The sequence below is a fragment of the Thiorhodococcus drewsii AZ1 genome (assembly GCF_000224065.1).
In the GTDB taxonomy this organism is placed as follows: Bacteria; Pseudomonadota; Gammaproteobacteria; order Chromatiales; family Chromatiaceae; genus Imhoffiella; species Imhoffiella drewsii.
Genome location: NZ_AFWT01000011.1, coordinates 20543 through 42792, shown reverse-complemented (window position 1 = coordinate 42792; position 22250 = coordinate 20543). Strand labels below are relative to the sequence as shown.

General features: G+C 62.6%; 21 protein-coding genes. 2 read left to right on the top strand and 19 right to left on the bottom strand.

Going from position 1 to position 22250, the window contains the following annotated elements; translation table 11 throughout:
- Positions 1 to 14 precede the first annotated feature (14 nt).
- Both THIDRDRAFT_RS09210 and THIDRDRAFT_RS23720 read right to left on the bottom strand, forming a co-directional pair.
- Entirely contained in the window at positions 15 to 1130 is a 1116-nt protein-coding gene (locus THIDRDRAFT_RS09210; RefSeq protein WP_007040564.1) for a CobW family GTP-binding protein, read from the bottom strand.
- Between the two features lie 110 nt (positions 1131 to 1240).
- Complete coding sequence (locus THIDRDRAFT_RS23720) at positions 1241 to 2164, bottom strand: tyrosine-type recombinase/integrase (RefSeq protein WP_007040563.1); 924 nt, start codon at positions 2162 to 2164, stop codon at positions 1241 to 1243.
- A gap of 341 nt (positions 2165 to 2505) precedes the next feature.
- On the opposite strand from THIDRDRAFT_RS23720, the gene THIDRDRAFT_RS09200 reads away from it, so the two are divergent.
- Positions 2506 to 3519 (top strand): IS481 family transposase, encoded by a 1014-nt coding sequence (locus tag THIDRDRAFT_RS09200; protein WP_007040562.1) that lies wholly within the window; start codon positions 2506 to 2508, stop codon positions 3517 to 3519.
- A gap of 88 nt (positions 3520 to 3607) precedes the next feature.
- Here the strand turns inward: THIDRDRAFT_RS09200 and THIDRDRAFT_RS09195 are convergent, their stop codons facing one another.
- The 10 genes from THIDRDRAFT_RS09195 to THIDRDRAFT_RS09150 all read right to left on the bottom strand — a co-directional run bounded on the left by THIDRDRAFT_RS09195 (position 3608) and on the right by THIDRDRAFT_RS09150 (position 11127).
- The gene (locus THIDRDRAFT_RS09195) at positions 3608 to 4867 is read right to left on the bottom strand and encodes an ABC transporter permease (RefSeq protein ID WP_007040561.1); all 1260 of its coding nucleotides are present in this window, start codon (positions 4865 to 4867) and stop codon (positions 3608 to 3610) included.
- A 3-nt stretch (positions 4868 to 4870) separates the two neighbouring features.
- Positions 4871 to 5590, bottom strand: coding sequence for an ABC transporter ATP-binding protein (locus THIDRDRAFT_RS09190; RefSeq protein WP_007040560.1), 720 nt, complete (start codon positions 5588 to 5590; stop codon positions 4871 to 4873).
- Between the two features lie 48 nt (positions 5591 to 5638).
- Complete coding sequence (locus THIDRDRAFT_RS09185; protein WP_007040559.1) at positions 5639 to 6292, bottom strand: DUF2796 domain-containing protein; 654 nt, start codon at positions 6290 to 6292, stop codon at positions 5639 to 5641.
- A gap of 59 nt (positions 6293 to 6351) precedes the next feature.
- Positions 6352 to 6834: a Fur family transcriptional regulator gene (locus THIDRDRAFT_RS09180; protein WP_007040558.1), complete on the bottom strand. Its 483-nt coding sequence runs from the start codon at positions 6832 to 6834 to the stop codon at positions 6352 to 6354.
- 42 nt (positions 6835 to 6876) lie between these two features.
- On the bottom strand, positions 6877 to 7743 hold the full coding sequence (locus THIDRDRAFT_RS09175) for a metal ABC transporter solute-binding protein, Zn/Mn family (RefSeq protein WP_007040557.1): 867 nt from the start codon (positions 7741 to 7743) through the stop codon (positions 6877 to 6879).
- 101 nt (positions 7744 to 7844) lie between these two features.
- Positions 7845 to 8294: an RNA polymerase-binding protein DksA gene (gene dksA / locus THIDRDRAFT_RS09170; protein WP_007040556.1), complete on the bottom strand. Its 450-nt coding sequence runs from the start codon at positions 8292 to 8294 to the stop codon at positions 7845 to 7847.
- Positions 8295 to 8317: 23 nt separating this feature from the next.
- On the bottom strand, positions 8318 to 8554 hold the full coding sequence (locus THIDRDRAFT_RS09165; RefSeq protein ID WP_007040555.1) for a hypothetical protein: 237 nt from the start codon (positions 8552 to 8554) through the stop codon (positions 8318 to 8320).
- A gap of 4 nt (positions 8555 to 8558) precedes the next feature.
- Positions 8559 to 9785 (bottom strand): zinc metallochaperone GTPase ZigA, encoded by a 1227-nt coding sequence (gene zigA, locus THIDRDRAFT_RS09160; protein WP_007040554.1) that lies wholly within the window; start codon positions 9783 to 9785, stop codon positions 8559 to 8561.
- A 49-nt stretch (positions 9786 to 9834) separates the two neighbouring features.
- A complete protein-coding gene (locus tag THIDRDRAFT_RS09155; RefSeq protein ID WP_007040553.1) occupies positions 9835 to 10467 on the bottom strand; it encodes a DUF1826 domain-containing protein in 633 nt (210 codons plus the stop codon).
- Positions 10468 to 10470: 3 nt separating this feature from the next.
- Positions 10471 to 11127: a DUF1826 domain-containing protein gene (locus tag THIDRDRAFT_RS09150; protein WP_007040552.1), complete on the bottom strand. Its 657-nt coding sequence runs from the start codon at positions 11125 to 11127 to the stop codon at positions 10471 to 10473.
- Positions 11128 to 11544: 417 nt separating this feature from the next.
- Here THIDRDRAFT_RS09150 and THIDRDRAFT_RS09145 point away from each other — a divergent pair, with 417 nt between their 5' ends.
- A complete protein-coding gene (locus tag THIDRDRAFT_RS09145) occupies positions 11545 to 11955 on the top strand; it encodes a PilZ domain-containing protein (RefSeq protein WP_007040551.1) in 411 nt (136 codons plus the stop codon).
- An 85-nt stretch (positions 11956 to 12040) separates the two neighbouring features.
- Here the strand turns inward: THIDRDRAFT_RS09145 and THIDRDRAFT_RS09140 are convergent, their stop codons facing one another.
- The 7 genes from THIDRDRAFT_RS09140 to THIDRDRAFT_RS09110 all read right to left on the bottom strand — a co-directional run bounded on the left by THIDRDRAFT_RS09140 (position 12041) and on the right by THIDRDRAFT_RS09110 (position 22073).
- On the bottom strand, positions 12041 to 13507 hold the full coding sequence (locus tag THIDRDRAFT_RS09140) for a glycogen synthase (protein WP_007040550.1): 1467 nt from the start codon (positions 13505 to 13507) through the stop codon (positions 12041 to 12043).
- Positions 13508 to 13576: 69 nt separating this feature from the next.
- Positions 13577 to 14545, bottom strand: a complete 969-nt coding sequence (locus tag THIDRDRAFT_RS09135) for a hypothetical protein (protein WP_007040549.1) — start codon at positions 14543 to 14545, stop codon at positions 13577 to 13579.
- A 164-nt stretch (positions 14546 to 14709) separates the two neighbouring features.
- A complete protein-coding gene (locus tag THIDRDRAFT_RS09130) occupies positions 14710 to 15906 on the bottom strand; it encodes a polysaccharide deacetylase family protein (protein ID WP_007040548.1) in 1197 nt (398 codons plus the stop codon).
- A 196-nt stretch (positions 15907 to 16102) separates the two neighbouring features.
- Positions 16103 to 18193, bottom strand: a complete 2091-nt coding sequence (gene glgX, locus THIDRDRAFT_RS09125; RefSeq protein ID WP_040844417.1) for a glycogen debranching protein GlgX — start codon at positions 18191 to 18193, stop codon at positions 16103 to 16105.
- Positions 18194 to 18367: 174 nt separating this feature from the next.
- The gene (locus tag THIDRDRAFT_RS09120; protein ID WP_007040546.1) at positions 18368 to 19513 is read right to left on the bottom strand and encodes an MFS transporter; all 1146 of its coding nucleotides are present in this window, start codon (positions 19511 to 19513) and stop codon (positions 18368 to 18370) included.
- 110 nt (positions 19514 to 19623) lie between these two features.
- On the bottom strand, positions 19624 to 20727 hold the full coding sequence (gene aroC / locus THIDRDRAFT_RS09115; RefSeq protein WP_007040545.1) for a chorismate synthase: 1104 nt from the start codon (positions 20725 to 20727) through the stop codon (positions 19624 to 19626).
- Between the two features lie 2 nt (positions 20728 to 20729).
- Positions 20730 to 22073 carry a TolC family outer membrane protein gene (locus THIDRDRAFT_RS09110; protein WP_007040544.1) on the bottom strand — a complete coding sequence of 448 codons (1344 nt, stop codon included), beginning with the start codon at positions 22071 to 22073 and terminating at the stop codon, positions 20730 to 20732.
- Positions 22074 to 22250 lie beyond the last annotated feature (177 nt).

Genomic DNA, 22250 nt, shown 5'->3' with positions numbered 1-22250 from the left:
CTATAACGACGACATCATGTCGGGTTCGCCTGTCGATCCTTGCCGGCACCGACAGGGGACGTCTCCCCCTGCTGCCAAGCGTTGATGAAGGCGCCGAGGGATGCCTCGATGGTCTCCCGCGCAATACCCCGGGTGATGAAGACCAGCTTCGAGCGGCGGTCGTCGCTAGGCCAGGCGGGGAGCTCCATGGTTGGATGCCGAACATGCTGCACGCCCTGTATGACCAGGGGGCCAGAGCGCCCCTGAACGTTCAGGATCCCCTTGATGCGGAGCATGTCTCTGCCGCAGAGCGACAGTTGCTGGTCGAGCCAGGCATCGATCAGTCCGCTGTCCAGCGGCTGATCGAGAACGAGACAGAATGCGCCGATACGCTCGTCATGGCGATTGAGATCATGGTCGTGATGATGGCCATGCCCCAGGTGCGCGTCATGACCATGCGCATCCTGGGCGTCCAGGAAGGCCTCTTCATTGAGCCAGCGCGCGACATCCGGGATCTTCGTCGCCGGGTCGAACAGACCCAGTCCAAACAGGCTGTCCGGCGCGACGGCGCCGTTATGCACGCGCAGGCGGCGCGCCGAGGGGTTGATCGCGAGGAGACGTTGCTCGAGTGCTGTGACCGCGGCGGGCTCGGCGAGGTCCGCCTTCGTCAGCAGCAGACAATCCGCCATCGCGGCCTGCTTCAGCGCCTCCGGCTGGGTATCCAGCGTCCGTTCGGCGTTGGTGAGGTCGACCGTGGTGACGACGCCGTCGAACCGGTAGCGCCGAGTGATGACGCCCACGGTCATCAGCGTCTGAACGATGGGTGCCGGGTCGGCGAGCCCCGTGGTCTCGATGACGACACGGTCGAACTGCGACTCGCCACCGCGTGAAAAACGCCAATGCGCATCCTTGAGCGTGCTGACGAGGTCGCCGCGGATGGTGCAGCAGAGGCAGCCGCTAGACATCTCCACGACGCTGTCGTCTGGGAGGCGGCTCATCAGCAGATGATCCAGCCCCACCTCGCCGAACTCGTTGATGATGACCAGGGTACGGGCGAGCCCTGGCCGACGCACCAGGTGATTGAGCACTGTGGTCTTGCCGCTGCCGAGGAAGCCGGTCAGCAGGGTCACGGGGATCAGGGATTCAGGCATCTCGGGTTCTCGCGATGAATGTCGGGGATCTCAAGGCGTGCGTTCGACCATTGCTTGCCGCGCGAACGATGCCTCTGTCCCAGGCATCGAAAAGGCCGGGGAGCCAGATATCAAAAATCCAGCGGGCTCTTCGCCTCCTTCACCGTAACACTGGGCACCCTGTGGGTGTAGATCCTCGTGGTCTTCACGCGGCTATGGCCCAACAGTTCCTGGATCGTGCGAATGTCGTAGTTGGCCTGAAGCAGGTGCGAGGCATAGCTGTGCCTCAGCGTATGGGCCGAGGCCCGCTTTGGGATCCCAGACGCCCGCACCGCCGCCTGGAGCGCCTTCTGCAGGGCCGTCTCGTGAAGGTGATAGTGGCGCCGCTCCGAGGTACCGGGGATCCTGGTCAACCTGGCCGCCGGGAAGAGCCATTGCCAGGCGAGCTCCGTCGCCGCCGACCGCGACGTCTGCTCGAAGCGGTCCGGGAGAAAGGTGCCGGCATATCCCGCAGCAAGATCCGCGCGGTGGACGCGGGCCACGGTCTCGAGCTGATCCCTCAGCGACGGCAGCAAGACCTCCGGCAGCGGCACGGTCCGCTGACGTGCGCCGGCGTGCTTCTGGCCCGCTTCGTCGACGATGCGGCCCGCAGGCTCCGCGCAGATTGGTGGAATCTCCGCGATCCGGCGCTCGGTGCTGGTCAGTTGCACCTGGGCGCGCCGAGCGCGCGCTGATGCGGAAGGAACTTGCGGGCGCGAGATCCCATCGGAATCCCGATCGTCCCGGTGCTCCCCAGCCTCCCGGCATTGCACGAAGTACAGCCGCACAGCGTCCACGGCCTGCTTGCGCATCCAGTCATCCTGGCCCTTCTCCGCGAGCTTGCGCAGGAAGGCGCGGACGCTGCTCCGCTCCAACGCCCGGTGGCCATACTTCGCGCAGAAATCCAGATAGAAACGCAGCCGCTTTCGATAGTGCGGCCGCTGGTAAACGGGGATCTCGTGCCGAGACAAGGTCTCGTCGAACCACGAGGACAGCTCGGGCGGGAGAGGCAGCATGGGGAGATATCCGTTCTTCCGTTTATCACGCCTTGGCGAGCAAGATGCACGGAAGGCGTTACATCACACGAGGGGATTTTGTGTAAACCACGAGCGGAGGATGGTATCGTACACGCAAACGGCGAAATCAGTTGTTAGGCTTTCATGTCGCCACATGAATGCCTCTACGCCCCGCCCTTGACGGCGACATTCTTAAGTGTTACGTCCCGTGTGATTATCTGCCTCGACGGAGCTATCCTTTGTTCCGTGCCCGCGAGGTGCTAGAGCACTTGAGCCATGAAGCAGCCACTCGCGGAAATCACAGTCATCCTGCTGACAACCGACCGAGAACCTGATTGCCGATGGACATCCGCCTGCACAAAAACGCCCGCACGACCCCAGCGATTCGTCGTGAACTGCAAGCCTCCACGTTGCCGAGCAAGGTCCTCGCCGCCCAGTACAATCTCTCGGTGCAGACGGTGAGGAAGTGGCGACGACGCACGGTGGTCGAAGATGCTTCGCACCGCCCACACCGCCTCTCGACGACGCTCTCGCCCGAGCAGGAAGTCCTCGTGGTGGCCCTGCGTGAAACGCTGTTGCTGCCGCTCGACGATCTGTTGGCGGTTACCCGCGAATTCATCCACCCCGAGGCCTCGCGTTCGGCACTCGATCGGTGCCTGCGTCGCCACGGGGTCTCCAACCTCAAGTCCCTGATCCCGCAGGAGGCGGACACCGCGAAGCGTCCGGTGAAGACCTTCAAGGACTACGCCCCCGGCTTCGTCCATGTCGACGTCAAGTACCTGCCCCAGATGCCCGATGAAGACCGCCGAAAATACCTCTTCGCGGCGATCGACCGTGCCACTCGCTGGGTCTACGTCGAGATCCTCGACGATAAGTCGGCGGCCTCAGCCAGTGGCTTTCTCGAGCGCCTGATCGCCAAGGCGCCGTTCGCCCTCTCCAAGATCCTCACCGACAACGGAAAAGAGTTCACCGACCGTTTCTGCGCCACGGGCGAGCGCTCGCCGACCGGGCAGCATCGCTTCGATCAGGTCTGCGCCCAGCACGTCATCGAGCATCGCCTGACCAAACCCAGAACCCCACAGACCAATGGCATGGTCGAGCGCTTCAATGGGCGCATCGCCGAGGTGCTGGCCACCACACGCTTCGATTCTTCACAGAGTCTCGAGCAAACCATCACCCGCTACGTTCAGGTCTACAACCAGCACATTCCGCAAAAAGCACTCGGGCACATCGCTCCGATTCAAGCCCTCAAGGATTGGGCTGAGAAGCGCCCCGAACTATTCAAAAAGCGGGTATACAATCTTCGGGGACTTGACACCTGGACATCAACGATGAATGGTGGCCTGTACCGCTGACCGCCGGGTTTGTGTGTAGAGGCTTCATAGAGGTTCTTGAGTTGAGTTGGAAAGAGGGGCGCGTCCTATGTCGCAGCCTCGGTCCGAGCTAGATCCGCACCGACAGCCCATCGGCCAAGGACAAGCGGTAGGCCCGGTAGCTGGGGATGCTGCCGACCAGAACGCCCGCGACGAGCACGGCGCCGAGCAGGATCCATTCATAGGGCGTCGGACCGCCCAGGGGGATGAAGATCCCGAACCGGCTCTCGATGATGGGCTGGCCCAGGATCAGGGACAGATAGAGCAAGGCCATCCCCGACACCAGACCCAGCAGCGTGAGAACGCCGGCCTCCCCCATGATCAAGGCGAACACATGGCCGGGGCGCGCGCCGACCGAACGCAGGATGGCCATTTCTCGGCGGCGCTCGTCGAGACTGGTCAAGAGCGCGGTCAGCATGCCGAAGAGTCCGACCACGACCACGAAGGCGGAGACGATCAGCAGGGCGTTCTCGGCGATTCCGATCAGATCCCAGAGCTGGCTGAGCGCGACGCCGGGGAGGATGGCCGACAGTGGCTCCTCTGGATACTCATTGATGAAACGCTGGACCTGGAAGGTGGCGATCTTGGACTTGAGTCCGACCAGGAAGGCGGTGATGGCCTTTGGGGTCAGATCCATTGCCCTGGCCTGCTCGGCCGAGATCGACAGGCCTGGAATCCGCGCGCCGCTCTGCCAATCGACATGGATGGCCTCGATCGCCTCCAGGCTGACGTGCACCGTTCGATCGACCGGCGTCCCGGTTCGGGCCAGTATCCCCGAGACGCGAAAGGGTTTGTCGTCGTGGCGCGCAAAGCTGACATCGCTGGCCCCATGGGCGACGATGATCGCATCGCCGATCTGGTACCCCAGTTTCTCGGCAACCTCGGCACCCAGCACGGCGTCGTAGAGATCCTCGAACCGCTGCCCTTGGTCGATGACCAGCCGGCGATCACGCGCGTAGCGGTAGTGCTCGAAGTAAGCTCCAGTAGTCCCCAAGACGCGAAACCCGCGATGGGAATCGCCGAGCGAGATGGGCACGGTCCAGTCAACCTTGGGATGCGCGGCGATGTCCTGGTAGCTCTCCCAGGAGATGTTGTTGGTCGCGTCGCCGATACGGAACACCGAATACAACAGCAGCTGCACCGGACCGCTGCGCGCGCCGACGATCAGGTCCGTGCCCGAGAGGGTGCTGGCGAAGCTGGCCCGCGCCTCGGTCCGCAGCCGCTCGACGCCGACCAGAAGGGTGACGCTCAGCGCGATGGAGATCAGCGTCAGCAACGCGGTGAAGCGGCGGTTCAGGAGGCTCTTCCAAGCCAGAGACAGGATCGCCATGGCTCAGCCCTCCCCCATTCCAGCCAAGGCCGGCGGAGCCGCGCGATTGACGGCGGCGAGGTCCAGGGTTCGGTCGAACAGCGGCTCCAGCGAGGCGTCATGGCTGACGAACACCAGGGTCGCGCCGGACGCGCGGCATTCGTCGAACAAAAGCTGGATAAAGGACTCGCGCCGATCCGCATCCAGCGCAGAGGTCGGCTCGTCGGCGATCAGCAGCTCGGGCGCGCCCATCAAGGCGCGGGCGGCCGCCACGCGCTGTTGTTGACCGACACTCAGGGTCGTGACCGCCCGCCGATGGAGATCGGGATGATCCATATCGAGCTGCCGCAGCAGACGTCGCGCCTCGGTGTCGAGATCCCTGCTCCGTGAAAGCGCATTGGCGCGGCGGCGGGCCGAGAACCGGCATGGCAGGGTCACATTGTCGACCACCGAGAGATAGGGAATCAGATTGAACATCTGGAAGATGTAGCCGATGTGATCGGCACGAAAATGGTCGCGCTTGATGCTGCCGAGCCGCTCCAGGGCCTGGTCGAGGACGCGAACCGAGCCTGTGGCGGCGGTCGTCACCCCCGAGATCAGGCTCAACAGGGTGCTCTTGCCGCTGCCGCTGGGACCCTTGATGAAGAGACGTTCCCCCTGGGCAACCCTCAGATCTTCGATAGCCAGCACCCTGGGTGCGCCCGGCTGCCAGCGGAACTCCAGATCCTCGATCTCGATAACCAACGCCTCAACCTCCGATGATTCCAGTCGCGACCACATCCGAGGCGAGCCTTACATCAAACACCGACCACCAAGCTCCAATCGACATTCCTTGATTCTGATCGTCGGATGGTCCGCCGTCAGCGTCGCGGCCGATTGTTCATCGGCGACGATCGTCACGGCCTTGACCTTTTGTATCGCTTCATGTCCCTCGAAGATCTTGAAGACAATGGTCTCAAGCTGCTCCGGCTGCGCGCACGCGTATGTATATTTGACATGGAACTCCGCATGCCCCGAGTGCTCACCATCCTGGTGTTCCTCATGGTGGTCGGCATGGCCGGGTTCTTCATCTCCATCATGATGGTGGTGGGCATGTGAGGTCATGGCAAACAAGGCGCTGGAACGCTGCAGTCGGCACTCAGGCGATCCTGTCAGCTCGAACACCTGATCGCCATTCCGCAAGTAGGCCTTCATATTCTGTATGGTTTCTTTTTCCTCGGGCGTCGTGGCCGCGTGCTCGAAACCGACCAGATCCATGCCCGGGATTCTGAAGCTCATTTCCAGCGTTGCGTCTTCGAGCGCAATGAGAAGCTCTCCTTCTCCGTGAACATGCGCACCATGCTGGCGATGTTCGTGATCCAGCTCATCGGCCGCCATCGCCACGGGGGCGACCAGTGTCAAAGGCGTCAGCATGTAGGCCGTCAAGGCAATGCGTTTCCAATTCACGATCGAGAATCTCCAAAAGAATCGAGTAGACAGGTTCACTTAATTGGACGGGGCGCGGCTTACGCCTCATCCTCTTGTTTCGCATTGCAGCGCGCGCAGGTTCCCAGTACCTCCACGATCGGCCGCTTGACGCTGAACCCAAGGGCCTGACCGGCGGCCCTCAAAGTCTCGGCAAGGCTAGCATCCTCGACCTCGATCACCTCGCCGCAGTCGTCGCAGATCAGAAACTGACTCGCATGGGGGTGATCCGGGTGCGTGCAGCCCACGTAGGCGTGCAGACTCTCGAGCTTGTGGGCCAGCCCTTGCTCGAGCAGGAAGTCCAACGCCCGGTAGACCGTTGCCGGCGCGGGGTTCTTGACGACGCCCCGCATCCGATTCAGCAGTTCATAGGCGCTCACCGGCTTGTCCGAGGCACAGAGCAATCGCAAAACGGTCTTGCGTTGCTCGGTCAACCGCACCCCGCGCGCGCGGCACACGATCTCGGCATGCTCCAGTACCTGGTTCACCAGCGTGCTATCCACCAGGCGCTCCCTTGGACACATGCCTGGCAACCGACAGATGGGGACGGGAAGGGTTGAGAAGGCTCAAGGCTGCAGCGCCTGCGCAAACTCGCGTCCGACCCGGCGGAGGTTGTCGACATAATCCGAGGCCAAGGGGTCGATGGGGATCACGGCGCCATCGATCGCCTGCGCCACCTGGCGCGCCTGGCGCTTATCGAACTGGGGCTGCACGAAGACCACCTTGATCCTGTCCGCCCTCGCCTGATCGATCAGCGCGGCCAGCGCGCGTGGCCCGGGTTCCTTGCCCTCGCGCTCGATCGGAACCTGGGTCAGCCCGTAGGTGTCGGCGAAGTAGCCCCAGGCCGGATGAAACACCATGAACTTGCGGTTGGGCAGTGGATCGAGCCGCTTGTGCAGGTCGCGATCGAGGCTGTCCAGCTCGGCCGCGAAGGCATCGTGGTTGCGGGCGAAGTCAGCCGCATGGGCGGGGTCTAGATCGGTGAGCGCGTCGCGAATGACACCGACCATGTGCCTCACCAACGGCGGGCTGGTCCAGACATGGGGATCCTGCTCATGGTCTTGCTCGGTTCCGCTACCATGGTCGTGATCCTCGTCATCATGGGCCTCCAGCTCGCGCAATGTGATGCCATCACGCGCGTCGACCACCTGCATGCTCGGGTTGGCTGACCGGATCCGCTCCATCCAAGCCTGCTCGAACGGCACTCCGGTGCGCACGTAGAGCACGGCATCCGCCAAGGCGGCGATCTGCTGCGGTGTCGGATCGTAGGAATGCGGATCGAAGCCGGGGCGCACCATGGCCCGCGCGTCCACGTACTCACCGCCGATCTTCTCGACAAAGGTCTGGATCGGGATCACGCTGGCGAACACGCGCAATGGCTCAGCGAAGCCCATGGCCGGCATGAGCAACAGCAGTAACAAGATTCTTCGCACGGACATTCCTCCTGGTTGTCGGTCGGCCTGCAGATCGGTGAGAGCTGCCGTTGTGCAACAGATTGCCAAGGCAACAAAGCCCCAAGTCGCCTGGATGCTTCTCAGAGACCCGGTCCCGTCTGTCGCTCCCGGAGCTCGCGCCGCTCCTGCGCCTCCAGGCAGAGCGTCGCAACTGGGCGGGCGTCGAGCCGCGCCAAGCCGATGGGCTCGCCGGTCTCCTCGCACCAGCCATAGCTGCCGTCGTCGATGCGGGCGATGGCCGCATCGATCTTGCCCAGGAGCTTGCGGTCGCGGTCGCGCGTGCGCAGCTCCAGGGTCTGGGCGGCCTCGCGGCTGGCGCGGTCGAGCTCATCGCCAACCTCATGGTGGCTGTCGTCTACCAGCTCCGCGAGGGTCGCGTCGGTCTCGGCGAGTAAGGCTGACCGCCAGTCCAGGAGCTTCTGTCTGAAATAGGCCAACTGACGCGGCCCCATGTAGTGGTCGTCGATGGGGGGTCCGCCGTCGGCGGACATGACCGGTTGCGCGTGCCGCGCTTGCTCGCTTTGGTGCATCTCATGGCCTCCAATGACGCGGATCACGCCTCGGCGGCGGCTTGCCGAAACCAGGCCAAGATCCGATTCAGGTGCGTATCGCCGTAAAGCCGGGCGAAGCGTTGTGTCTCCTCGTGGCCGGGATCGCTCAAGACGGCGATGCGCGCGCGGAGAAAGTCTGGCTCGAGCGCCAGACCGCACTTAACCTCGATGCAATAGCGCCAGCTGGCGTAGTCGCTGGGGATCAGCTCCGCAGCGTAGCGTTCGGTCTCGTCGGCCATGGGATCAGTCCTCGCTCTTCTCGGCAAACCACCTGGGGAATGGGTCGTCCAACGCCTTCCAGGCCCTTGGTCCCGCGGCCATCTCCTCCTCGCTCAAGAGGCAGCCATCGAGGATCTCGCGGGTGCGCTCGGGCTGCAGGTTCTGGCCGATGAACACGATCTCCTGGCGGCGGTCGCCATACTCGCCGTCGAATTCGGCCTCGATCCGTGCCAGGTACTCGGGGTCCGTCGGCCAATGCTCGCGGGGCGCGGCGGCCCACCAGATTCCGGCCGGTCCATGGCGCACGATGCCGCCGGCCTGCGACCATTCGCCGGCCGCATCGGGGCGGGAGGCCAGCCAGAAGAAGCCCTTCGAGCGCAAGACGTTGCCGGGCCAATCGGTCTTGAGCGCCTCGGCGAAGCGCACCGGATGAAACGGACGGCGGGCGCGATAGACGAAGCTGCCGATGCCATATTCCTCGGTCTCGGGCGTGTGCTCGCCGCGGATCTCGGCGAGCCAGCCCGGCGACTGGGCGGCACGGGCGAAGTCGAACCGCCCGGTGCCCATCACCTGGTCCAGCGGAACCTGTCCGAAGCTGGCGTGGATGATCTGGGCATGCCGATTGAGCTGACGCAGGGCATGACGCAGTCGCTCGCGCTCGGCGCTGGTAATGAGGTCGATCTTGTTGAGGACGATGACGTCGGCAAACTCGACCTGGTCGATCAAAAGGTCGGAGACGGTGCGCGCATCCTCCTCGCCGAGTGACTCGCCGCGCGCCTGGAGGCTGTCGGCCTGCTCGAGGTCGACATCGAAGTTGACCGCGTCGATCACCGTCACCATGGTGTCCAGGCGCGCCACATCGGACAGGCTGGCGCCCCCTTCGTCCTGGAAGGTAAAGGTCTCGGCCACCGGCAGCGGCTCGGAGATACCGGTGGACTCGATCACCAGGTAATCGAAACGGCCTTCCTTCGCCAGCCGGCTGACCTCCACCAGTAGATCCTCGCGCAGCGTGCAGCAGATGCAGCCATTGCTCATCTCGACCAGCTTCTCCTCGGCGCGGTTGAGCTGGACCTCCTTGTCGACCAAGGCGGCGTCGATGTTGACCTCGGACATGTCGTTGACGATCACCGCGACGCGTCGCCCCTCGCGATTGTTGAGGATGTGGTTGAGCAGCGTGGTCTTGCCGGCGCCGAGAAACCCGGACAGCACCGTGACCGGCAGCTTGTGTTCGAGGGTAGGTTGCGGGTGCATCTGGGCTCTCCTGTATCCGTAGGCTGATCGATCGGAACGATGGGCGGTCTCAGTCGTGCCAAAGCGGGTCGAGCGTAACCAGGGTGCGCGTATCGGCACCGGGCGCGATCCCGGGCGAGCGGTGCACGGCGCCGAGCGCCTCGTTGCCCGGCCACAAGGCCCCCTTGAGCAGGACGACCTCCCCCGGGGCGGCCTGGATGAAGGCGGCATCGCCCATCCGGGCGTGGCGAAGGTCGCGACGGTCGACGTCCTGATCCTCCAGCCACTGGGTGCCGGGCCCCTGATAGGTGCAGATCAGCCGCATGCCGACACGATCGATATGCCAGCCAGGGCACATGGCATGATCCACGCGCGCGAGACGCAGACCGACGGCCGGACACTCCACCAGATCGCAGAGGACCTCGCTCAGCCGTGACAGATCGTCGATCAGGGCGTCCCGCCCAGGTCCAGCGGGCAAGGCGTTGAGCTGCGGCCGACCGGCCGCCGACAGTGTTTCGATCGCCTGGACACGTGCGGTCGATTCAAGCCCAGCCAGGTACTGCGAGACGTCCGGATCCATCTCGCGCGGCCAAGCGCAGACCTGCACGACCGGATCGTAGACCTCGGCCAGATCGACGAGCTGGGTCACACGTCGCCAGGTGGGCGACTCGGTCGTCATGTCGGCGGCGATGAGCGATTCCATGGCTCAGCAATCCAGACAGAAGAGGACGCGGGTCTGCCCCGAGCCGGCAATCGGCGGAGAGCGATGCACCAGCCCTCGGCCGGCGTTACCGGGATAGGCATCGCCCTTGAGGATGCCCACCCAGAAGGGCTCGAACCGACGCGGCTCACCGAATCGGATGATGCCTTCGTTGGGGGCGCCGCTGGCCAGGGCATCGCGATCGACCTGCGCGTCGGTCAGCCACTCGGTACCGGGTCCGCGATAGGTGCACAAGAGACGCAGATGGGTGCGATCGACATGGAAGCGCGGGCAACCGTCGACATCGGTCGTCTCCAGGCGCGCGGTCACATCACGCCCCCCGCAGAGTGCAAAGAACAGATCCGCGAGCCGCCGCAGATCGGCACGCCAGTCGTCGAAGGCTTGCGGGTCCAGGCCCCGTCCCTTCAGAAGCACGCCCATGTCCGCGTCGAAGGTCGGCGGTGATGTCCGGCAGCGGACATCCGGCAGGTCCGTCGCCCGCAGACCGGCGACCTCGCGCTCGACGGAATCGATCGGTTTACGCCGCCACAGGCTCAGATTGACCTCGAGCTCGGTGACATGACGCAGATCCCAATGCTGATCGGAGAACCGATGCCGACTGGACTCAGGTGCAATGGATCTGGCCAGAAGACTGCCCGGCATAGCATAAGACTCGCTCTAGACGATGGTTTAATATGTTATATCATTACATTTTCTCGCTGCCTAGTTGAGAAAACCTCTCGCTATCAAAGGAAAATCTGCGTCGTGGTGCGCCTCATCGGCAATCCACGCGCGCCTGGACAGAAGCACACGAATGCAGGCGGGACGAACTCTTTTTTGCTGCTGACGTTACGCGCAGACGACGGATACACAACCGGTTACCACGATTTTCCAGGGGAAATAAACGTCAGGACGCGTTTTTGGTAGCACCGCTGCTGGATTACCTCCCGCCCCTGAACGCGCGGCAATCGTTTGCCTCCCGCAACGCGTAGGATGACTTGTAACAAAGTCTTTGAAGCAGTCTATACTTCTCGCCCGGTTAGACACCGTTATCAACAGGATCGATCAGGGGAGCATGCGATGATCTCGGATACGAGCGCGGACGAACGACGTACCTCGAAACGAGTTTCCTGGGACTGCCTGGCACGCTTGCTCCCACTGAGCCTCGAACTCCAGAGCCGCGTCGTGAGCATGCACCAAGTGGAGGGACGCAATATCAGCGAGGGCGGTCTTCAGATCTGCAGCGACCGCCTCTTCCCGCTCAAGTCCAGACTGCTCGTCGAGATGGAGTCGCCCGAAATCCCGGAAGGTATCCAGGCGGTCGGATCCGTTACCTGGATCTCGCCCACGACCTCCGAGAACCGTTGGTGCCTCGGCATCGAGTTCTCGGACGTAGGCGACAGCGCATTGACCAGCATTCGCGTGCTCATGCATCAGGGCAAACGGCCCATTGAGCGCCCACGTACGATCGCTGCGGCGAGGGCGCTCTAAGGCGCTGTCCAGCAACAGAGTTCCGATTTTCGTAGATATGAATGTATTCGCAGCTCAGACGCTTGCAGTGCGAATGAATTCGCACCTACAGCGAGCGAACGTGGGCGTAGATGTCCCTGTATCGATCGGCGGGCCGACGCCATGAGAAGTCGGTCCGCATGCCATTGACCCTGAGCTGACGGAAGTATTCCGGAAAACGGCGCCACAGTCCCAAGGCGCGCTTCAGAGCACCCTCCAGCCCCTCCTCCGTCGGATCGTCGAAGACATAACCGTTGCGCGATACGAACGGCTTGTCCGAATAGTTGGCGTCGTGCACCGTATCCGCCAGTCCGCCCACGCGGCGCACGATTGGCACCGCGCCGTATTTCATGGCGATCATCTGGGTGAGACCGCAGGGCTCGTAGAGACTGGGGATGAGGAGCATGTCGCATCCGGCGAAGATGAGATGGGCCAATGCCTCGTCGTAGGCCAACACGAGACGGCAGCCCGCGCTGTCATCCGTCTCGGCCTTGAGTCGACTGAACTCCTCCGCGATCGCCGGATCGAGCGCCGACCCGAGCAGGACGAGTTGACACGCCTCGGCGGCAAGAAAGCGGATCGCATGACGAATGAGATCGACTCCCTTCTGACGGTCCAGACGGCTGACGACGGCGAAGATCGGCGTGTCGACCTCGGGCAACCCCACACGCGTGCGCAGCGCCCGACGATTGACCGCCTTGAGCGGAAGCGTATCGGGGCCGAAGTTGACCGGGATCAGCGGGTCGCGCTCGGGGTTCCAGACAGCGTCGTCGATCCCGTTGAGCACCCCGCCGAACTTATGTGCATAGGTTTGGAACAGGGACTGCAGCCCCATGCCCTGATCGGTGTTCTGTACCTCCCAGGCATAGCGCGGCGAGACCGTATTGACGAAATGGGAAAAGACAATCCCGCCCTTCATGAGATTTGCCAGACGGTCGTCGCCAGGATCCAGCAACCGATCCGAGTGCATCAGCCTGGCCGGATCGAGTCCCACCTGGCGCAAAATCGGCTCCTCCACCCGCCCCTGATAGCCCAGATTGTGCAGGGTGTAGCAGAGACGCATCTCGGCGAGCCCCGAGTGCTTGCAGACCTCCGACCAGAGCACGGGAATCAGTCCGGTCTGCCAATCGTGACAATGCAGGATGTCTGGAGACCGCTCGGATTGCAGCAGATATTCCAGCACGGCTCGGGAGAAGAAGGCGAAGCGCTCGGCATCGTCGGGCTCGCCGTAGATCCGCTGTCGGCGGAAATAGTCCCGCCCCAGAGGATCGATGAAACGCACAGAAACGCCGCCGATCTCGCCCGCGAGCACCCTGCACTCGATGCGGGCGTCATGATGCGGAACCGACAGGCTGGGCTGGACCTCGCACAGATCCTCGACGGCGTCGAGCTTGGCGACGTCGTAATAGGGAAGCAAGACCTCGACCCATTCGCCGCGATTGACCAGTTCGTGACTCAAGCCCTGTACGAAATCACCAAGGCCACCGGCCTTAGCAATGGGGGCGCACTCGGCGCTCACCATGGCGATATGCATACGCCCGATCTCCTGACCCGCTGATATCCGAGCGGTCCGACGATGTTCGATCCCGATCCTCGCGCGGTATCAATCCTCACGTGGGCGGCTCAATTCGGGAGGCGGTTGAAGATCCAACGCCCGACGCAACAGATCGGGATCATCGACCTTGACCAAAAACTGGAAACGCCCACCAGGTCCAACGAGATAGCGATGGCCGAACAGATCGATCTCGGAATTGGGCTCCGCCCAACCCTGGATGCGAAGCTCGGCCTCAAGCAGTAGCTGAGTTCCTCTCGATACCGGCTTACCATAATCCAAACGTGGGATCTGGAATGCGTGATCGGTCTCAGTCTGCGGCGATGGCTGCTCCAGGCCACCGTGCGCGTCGCAAGCCGAGCGATGTTCGTCATCGACCGATTCCGCCTCTCCCGCACCCGCACCCGGTGCCCGAACGACGCCGCCCTGAGATGAATCGGCCGGAGTTGACTCGACCGAGCCATGGTGGTCAATAGCCAACGACCCGTCGGAGCCCTTCGCCTCAGACGCATAGGACAGGAGCCCCGCTCCCTCTCGTACATGCGTCTGACCCTCGTCATCATAAAAGGGCAGACCGAGGCTGGAGACATGCTGCAACCCGTTCGAACGGGCCAGCGATAGCCACCCGCCATTGGCGTTGACGAGTCCAAGTTCGACTTGGAAGCGGGCATGGTCCTGTCCAAACTGGAAGATGGTCTCGCCCTCCCCGCCAATCCCCGGCAAAAACAGCCGTTTCTCCTCGACCGGCGTCGACCGACCTTCCGCCTCCAGCCGCTGTAGACGCAGGACCGGGAACAGCGTCCCTCCATCCGGCGGAAAGGCGTCGACGAACCTGGAGAGATCGTTCGGTTGCAGAGCCCAATTGGCGTGCAGCCGACCACCTTCGCCGGTAAAGATGGCGACCCGCGTCCCGCTGATGATGTGAGGGAAGACCGGATCGAGCCGATGTGAGGGAGGAGACAGGTCGGGAGCTGTTTTCGAATCGGCGGTCGCGTCCCGAGCGCGAGCGCCAGAATCCACACACCCCTTGTTGAGATCCGAATGGCTGTCGATTGTCAGATCCCCCGCAGGAACAGTGCAACCCTTTGGGTTGCCGAGTCAAACACTGGTTGTCGAATCAAAAGGTTTTGGAATCCTATGCATCGAAGACTCGAGCCCAGGGGCGAGTCGATGGGGCCAGGTATCTAGACGTCATCCATGCCGCTTTGTCCCAGCAAGGACCGCTCCACCTCGTCCAAGGCTTGCTCGGCCGGCTGGGTGCGGGCATAGAGATGCGGAAGCCAGGCATCTCCCCAGAAAAGAAAGCAGCTGGTCTCGGCCTCCAGTATCAGACGCCGCGCGCGCACCATGGCCTCGGCGGCGACCTCATAGCCATTGGGCCTGGCCCGACAGAACTCCCAATAACGCGCGGCAAGTCGCCGAACCTCGGCAAGTGCCTCACTCTGAAGCGGGTTTCCAGCCCAGCGCGCCAGATCTTCTCCCTCGACCGCCCCCCAAGCGCTGGTCTGAAAGCTCGCGCACGGCAGGGAGCGCATCTCGGCGAGATACTGGGTCAGGCACACAGGTTCAATCGGACAGCTCCCGGAACGCCGCGCCTCCATGTAAGGGGTAAAGAAATCGCCGAAGAACCCCGAAGACTCCTGCAGCTGCCGGAACCAGCCACCGTTCTCACCATCCGACCAACTCGTCACCAGGCGTCGAGCCTCAGGGCGCGGCGAGCCGGCGACGCGCCGGGTCACCGCATCCTGAAACCAGACGAGATCCAGCCCGCTCCCCTGCGCCTGCGACACATCGCGGTCGCGCGGGACAACGCTGATACAGACCCCATCGTAACAGACCTTATAGGGTCGGAAGATATCGCTGAGACCGTCCTCGGGGCGCGCGTGGACACCGTCGACGACGACATACTCGTAGCCGGCGCGAACCAGATCCGGGATCATCTCGACCGAAAAGGCCAGCTCTGGTGGCCAGAAACCGCGTGGGGCGCGACCGAATACACGCTCCATAATGGCGCGGCCGCGCTCAAGCTGTTCGGGCCAATCCAGCCTAGAAATCAGCGGAAAGATCGGATGATAGTAGCCCGTCCCGACCAGCTCGATATTCTCGGCGTCACGATAACGCTGGAGCATAAGGGGAATGTCGACGACATGACGATACCGATCGACGATGTCCGGATCCAGCAGTTGCTCGAGCAGTACACCCGAGAATCCGACGTGCAGCTTGGCCACGTCCCGGTATCGCTCGGCATGGCGAACGGCGCGCTCGTAGCAGCGCATGATCGAATCGGCCTCGTCCGGACTGCATTCAATGAGTGAACGCAGATTCCCCGGAGGCTGATGCATATGCAGACCGAGCGCGTGATAGAGGTTGGTCGCAGTCATGAATCCTCACAGTGAGCGGACCGCATAACCCTCAGCATCTCAGTCAACGGTCAGCCAGCCACGAGCGATCGACCGAGCGAAAGAGTCGCGTAAGCGATCGGGCGCCGCTCGCGACAACATTAAACAAAGCTCGGATGAGGGTCAAAGGCCGAACCGCAAGGCTCGCCGCGAACCCCGGCCTATCGAAGACGCCGGGTCAACGGCCTTCCAGGACCATGAGACTACGCGAACGAACCAGCAAGGCGCTCGACTCGACCAGTGTCTGAGCGGATGGCTCGATGAGGTCGGTCGGCGCAGCACGCGCCGTATCCAGGGCTAGATACCAGTTCAGATCATCGGTCGAGGGAATCTCGAAGCGGCGCGCTCCTGAGCTCATATTGACCATCACATGCAGCATGGCCTCGTCCGAATTGGCCGGCCCGAGCGTGAAGGCCAGAACCTGGTTCCCGGGATCGTCCCAGTTGGGCTCGCCGATTTTTTCGCCGTGCCAGGTCACGTCCGGCAGATCGCTGCCGGAAACCGACTGACCGGACAGGAAATGGCGCCGCTGTAGACTCGGGTGACGCTTGCGCAGCGCGATCAGCCCACGGACGAACCGCAGCATCGTGGCATTGGTTTCGACCAGCGACCAATCGAACCAACCGAGCGTGTTGTCCTGACACCAGACGTTGTTATTGCCCTTCTGGGTCCGGAGCACCTCGTCGCCGGCCAGCAGCATGGGAATGCCCTGACTCAGGAACAGCAGGGAGAGCAGGTTCTTGGCCTGGCGTTGACGCAGACTCAACACCTCGATTTCCTGCGTCTCGCCCTCCACGCCGCAGTTCCAGCTCAGATTGTCGTTGGTCCCGTCACGATTGCCCTCGCAATTGGCGAGGTTGTGCTTGCGATTGTAGGAAACCAGATCCCAGAGCGTGAAGCCATCGTGACAGGTGACGAAATTGATGCTGTTGGTCGGCTTACGCAGATTGGCCTGATAGAGATCGCTGCTCCCCGATAGACGGGTCGCCACCTCCGGCACCAACCCCGTGTCGCCTCGGACGAAGCGACGAATCGTGTCACGATAGCGTCCGTTCCATTCCATCCAGCGATAGCCGGGGAAGCTGCCGACCTGATAGAGCCCGGCCGCGTCCCATGCCTCGGCAATGATCTTGGAGGCGGCCAGGGTATCGGAAAGTTCGATCTCCCAGAGCACCGGCGGGTTGGCCATCGGACGCCCGTCGGCATCGCGCGCCATGGCGCTCGCCAGATCGAAGCGGAAGCCGTCGACGTGCATCTCGCGCACCCAATATTCCAGCGCATCGAGAATGAAATGGGTCACTAGCGGATGATTGGCGTTGACGGTATTTCCGCAACCGGTGAAGTCCAGATAGATGCCTTTATCGATGCCGTCCAGACAATAGAAGGTCTCGTTGCCGAACCCCTTGAAGGTCAGGGCCGGCCCTTCGCCGCCGCCTTCGCTGGTATGGTTGAAGACCACATCGAGGATCACCCCGATGCCAGCCCGATGCAGGGCCTTGACCATATCGCGGAACTCGCGACGATGCGTGCCCTGTTCCGGCGTGACGCAGTAGCCTGGATGAGGCGAGAAGAACCCGAAGGTGCTGTAGCCCCAGAAATTGCGCAGACCCGCATCCCAGCCGGCCTCCGGAACGTCCTGCTCGTCGAAGGCCATAACCGGCATCAACTCGATATGGGTGATACCCAGCGCTTTCAGGTAGGGGATCTTCTCGATCAGGCCGAGAAAGGTACCCGGATGCCGAACGCCCGAATTTGGATGACGCGTGAAGCCGCCGACGTGCACCTCATAGATGATGGTTTGCTCTGACGCCAGGCGCAGCGGCGTATCGCCTTCCCAGTTATATTCCTCGGCCAACACGATCCCCCTGGGAGAATCGTGGTCGATGACGCCCTCGCGCTGCCGACGCCAACGATCCCAGGCGCTGACGTTGACCCCTCGCGCCCAGGGATCGACCAACTCGATACGCTCATCGAATCGCCAGCCGTGGATATGCGGATCGTTCGGCCCCTCCATGCGCCAGGTGTAATGCGTCCCTGGCGGAAGATCGACGACCAACAGATGCCAGGAAAAGAAGGTGCGATTGACCCTAGGATCCAACCGAATGATCTGGAAAGGCTCCTCGCTGTCGGCGCCCTCGTAGAGCAACAGCTCGGCCCCGGTGGCATGGCGGCTGAAGACGGAGAAATTGACCCCGTCGTCCTCCACAGTCGCTCCTGGAGGATAACGGCGCCCCGAACGAACGCGATAAGAACCCTGAGAGACTGGCATGGCAGCGGTGCGCCTGTCGATGTGTACGTGATGAAATGGGGATTGCCTGAACGCAACGAGTAGCCGGACAGCCACACCGGATAATGCGCCGGGCGTGAGTTTTGTCGATCATAACATGCTGAAGCGACGCGTCATTCCTTTTCGCCGACCGATCCAAGATGCCTGGAAAGACGCTCATGCACCCTGCCCGAACGACTCCCGCGTCCAACGCCACAGTATGAAAAACCCCAGAGCCGACACCAACGCGCCAACGCCAAAGGTGACGAGCGGCCCAGATCCGGCCCAGAGAACCCCGCCGATCAGGCTTCCCGCCGCCCCGCCGGCACCGAAGCTGATACTGTTATAAAGTGCCTGACCTCGCCCCTGGGTTCGCCCCGGAAAGAGATGATGGACCAGATGGATTGCCGCGGCATGAAAGGTGCCGAATGTCGCCGCATGCAGGAGCTGCGCACCGATCTGAATGAACAGAATATCGACGAAGGCCCCGATCGCCCACCAGCGCACCACGGCCAAACCCAAACTCCAGAGCACCACCCGTCGCGCGCCGAAACGTTCGAGCAAACGATGCATCACCAGGAAGACGATCACCTCGGCAATGACGCCGAGCGCCCAAAGCTGACCGACCGCCGCGCTGGAATAGCCCGCCGATTCGAGATGGATGGAATAGAAGGCGTAATAGATGCCGTGGCTGAACTGCATCAGGAAGCAGGCCGCAAAAAAGACCAGGACCTCCGGCCGACTCAGCAGATCTCGCAGCGACGGCGAGGCGCGATCGCCCGCCGCCGAAGCGTTGTCGGGAATCACCAAGGTGGTCGCGAAAATTCCCAGAACCAGAAATAGCACCCAGACGGGCACGCTCTCCAGCGAGCCATGCTCGACGAAGGCCCCAAGCCCCACCACCACCAGGATGAAGCCGACCGAACCCCAAACACGGACCAGCGCATAGCCTGTCGGACGCGCACGCAGATGATTGAAGGTAATGGCCTCCATCTGCGGCAACGAGGCGTTCCAAAAGAAACTGAACAGCAGCAGGGCCAGGGCCATGCCCCAAAAGCCCTCGACGACGAAGACACAGAGAAAGCCCAGCAGCGACAGCAAAGACCCGAGCTGAACCAAGCGAATTCGCCGCCCCGTCCGATCGGCGACGTGCCCCCAGAGCATGGGGGCAACGATCTTGGTGGCCGAGAGGATGGCCATCAACTGTCCGATCGCCAGCGCATCGAATCCGTCGGCCTGAAGATAGAGCCCCCAAAAGGGCACGAGCGCACCGAGCGAGGCGAAATAGAAGAAATAGTAGCCGGACAGACGCCAGTAGGGCATGGGATGAGGGCTCATCAGGGACCTGGACGAGGTCCTTGTCGGGGAGTGGAGAGGGAAGCGGTCCGCCACGCCGCCGTATCAAAACGACGAAGGCGGACCCAAGCGCGGCATCAGCTGGATGCGAGGGGCGGAATCGGCCGGATCGGCGCGGTCACGTCAGCGTTCTGACCGCGTTGGCGCAGTAGATGATCCATGAGCACCAGCGCCAGCATGGCCTCGGCGATCGGCGTAGCGCGAATGCCGACACAGGGATCGTGACGCCCGGTGGTGACGACCTCGACCGGAGACCCGGAGCGATCGATGCTGCGCCCCGGAAGACGCATGCTCGACGTCGGCTTGAGCGCGATCCGCACGACGACGTCCTGCCCCGACGAGATGCCACCCAGGATGCCACCGGCATGATTGGAGAGGAAACCGTCCGGCGTCATCTCATCGCGGTGCTCGGTCCCTTTCTGCGCAACGCAGGCGAAGCCGTCGCCGATCTCGACACCCTTGACGGCATTGATGCTCATCATGGCGTGCGCAATGTCGGCATCCAGCCGATCGAAGACGGGCTCGCCAAGACCGGTCGGGACACCGCTTGCGACGACGGTCACCGCCGCACCGACCGAATTGCCCTCGCGACGCAAATCGTCCATGTAGGATTCGAGCTGAGGAACCGACTCGGCACAGGGCCAGAAGAAGGGGTTCCGCTCGACCTGATCCCAATCGAAACCAACCGGACGGATCGTACCCAGCTGCGACAGATGACCACGTATCCGGATACCGCAGCGCTCGGCCAGATATTTTTTGGCGATGGCCCCGGCCGCGACGCGCACCGCCGTCTCACGCGCCGACGAACGTCCGCCACCACGATAGTCGCGCACACCGAACTTCTGTTCGTAGGTGTAATCGGCATGCCCCGGACGATAGCGATCGGCAATCTCGGAGTAATCCTTCGAGCGCTGATCCTCGTTGCGAATCAGCAGCCCGATCGGCGTGCCCGTGGTTCGTCCCTCGAAGACCCCTGACAGGATTTCGACGGTGTCGGACTCCCTGCGCTGCGTCGTATGGCGTGACTGCCCCGGCTTGCGCCGATCGAGATCGACCTGCAGATCCGCCGCCGAGAGCTCCAGCCCGGGTGGGCAGCCATCCACCACACCACCGATCGCCGGACCATGACTCTCACCGAATCCGGTGACGACGAAGAGCTTTCCGAAACTGCTTCCAGACATGATCAGTTGACAGGAGGCGTAATGAGGTCCGAAGGATTCAACCAGGCGTTGCCCTTGGCCAGCACATCACGCGTCAGTGTGCTGGTCGCCTGATGGAGTTTGACCCCGTTGATAATATAGTTGTAGCGGGCGCTCAGGTAGTCGTATTCGGCCTGGAACAGATTGCGCTGCGCATTGAGCACGTCGACCTGGGTACGGGTACCGACCTCCAGTCCTGCCTGGGTCGATTCGAGGGCCGAGCGTGCCGAAACGATCGCCGCCTGCCGGGCCTTCACGTCCTCGATACTGGAAAGGATGCCACGAAAGGCATCGCGAACCTGTTGATTGACGGAACGCCGAGTCTGATCGAGACGATCTTGTGCGGCCCGGAACTGATAGCCGGCCTGGCGGGTTCGCGAGGTCACGGCACCACCCTGGAAGATGGGCACGTTGACCGAAAGACCCACGAAGGCGGTGTCGGAATCCGTGTTGTATTCGGCGTCGGAGCGTGACAGGTCATACCCGGCCTGGAGGTCGACCGTTGGATAATGACCCGCGCGCTGGATATCGATCTCACGCTTGGCCGAATTCGCCGCCTCGCTCGCGGCGATGATACCGTAGTTGCTCCGAATCGCCGTGTTCGCCCAGGCATCGAGCGAATTGGGCTTCGGCGGCGCCAGTGGAAGCTTGTCCCCCAATCGCGCGAGTGGCACATTCGCCGGCCCCACGATAGTGCGCAATGCCTCCCAGGCATTGTTCAGGACATTCTTGGCCGTGATCAGTTCGGCGCGCGCGCTATCGTAAGCGGCTTGGCTCTCGTTGACGTCGGTGATGGCGACCAGCCCCACCTCGAAACGCTGCTTGGACTGTTCCAACTGACGCTCGTTGGCGCGCAGATACGCCTCCTGAACGGTGACGGCGTCGGCGGCCCGCAGGACGTCGAAATAGGCCTCGGTGGTTCTCACCATGAGATCGATCTGATTATTTCGAAACTGGGCCTCGGCCTGAGCGATGACGTTGTCAGACTGCTTGAGGCTGAGCCAATTCGCCCGGCTGTAGACGGACTGCTTGACTACCGCCTGCAGCCCCTGAGTGGCGTAGCTATCCTGGCGGTCGAAGGCGAATCCCCCGGTTGAATGGCCGGATGAATCCACGTCCTGATATTGCACGTCACCCGACACACTGAAGGATGGGAGCAACAGTGCACGCGCCTGGGGCTTCGCCTCTCGGGTCGCGAACAGGGTTTGCTCAGCTTCGCGCAGAGCGGGATCGCTCACCACCGCCATGTCATAGATTTGAAGGAGATCCTCTGCATTGGCGACGCCACAGAGGCATAGGGCGAAGAGGGCCGGAAAGAGTTTCCGCATCACTGTTTGGTTCCTGATCCAAGCGGAAAAACCGCATATTCATATAAGTAATCAGTATAGGGGACAAGTGCTATCCCCCTCAACGCGTCGACGAAGCGCACGGCCGACCAGCGGATGGCGTCAGATCTGCTTTCGCCCCATCGATCACTGTAAACGTTCTCTTTGTGCGACACTGGG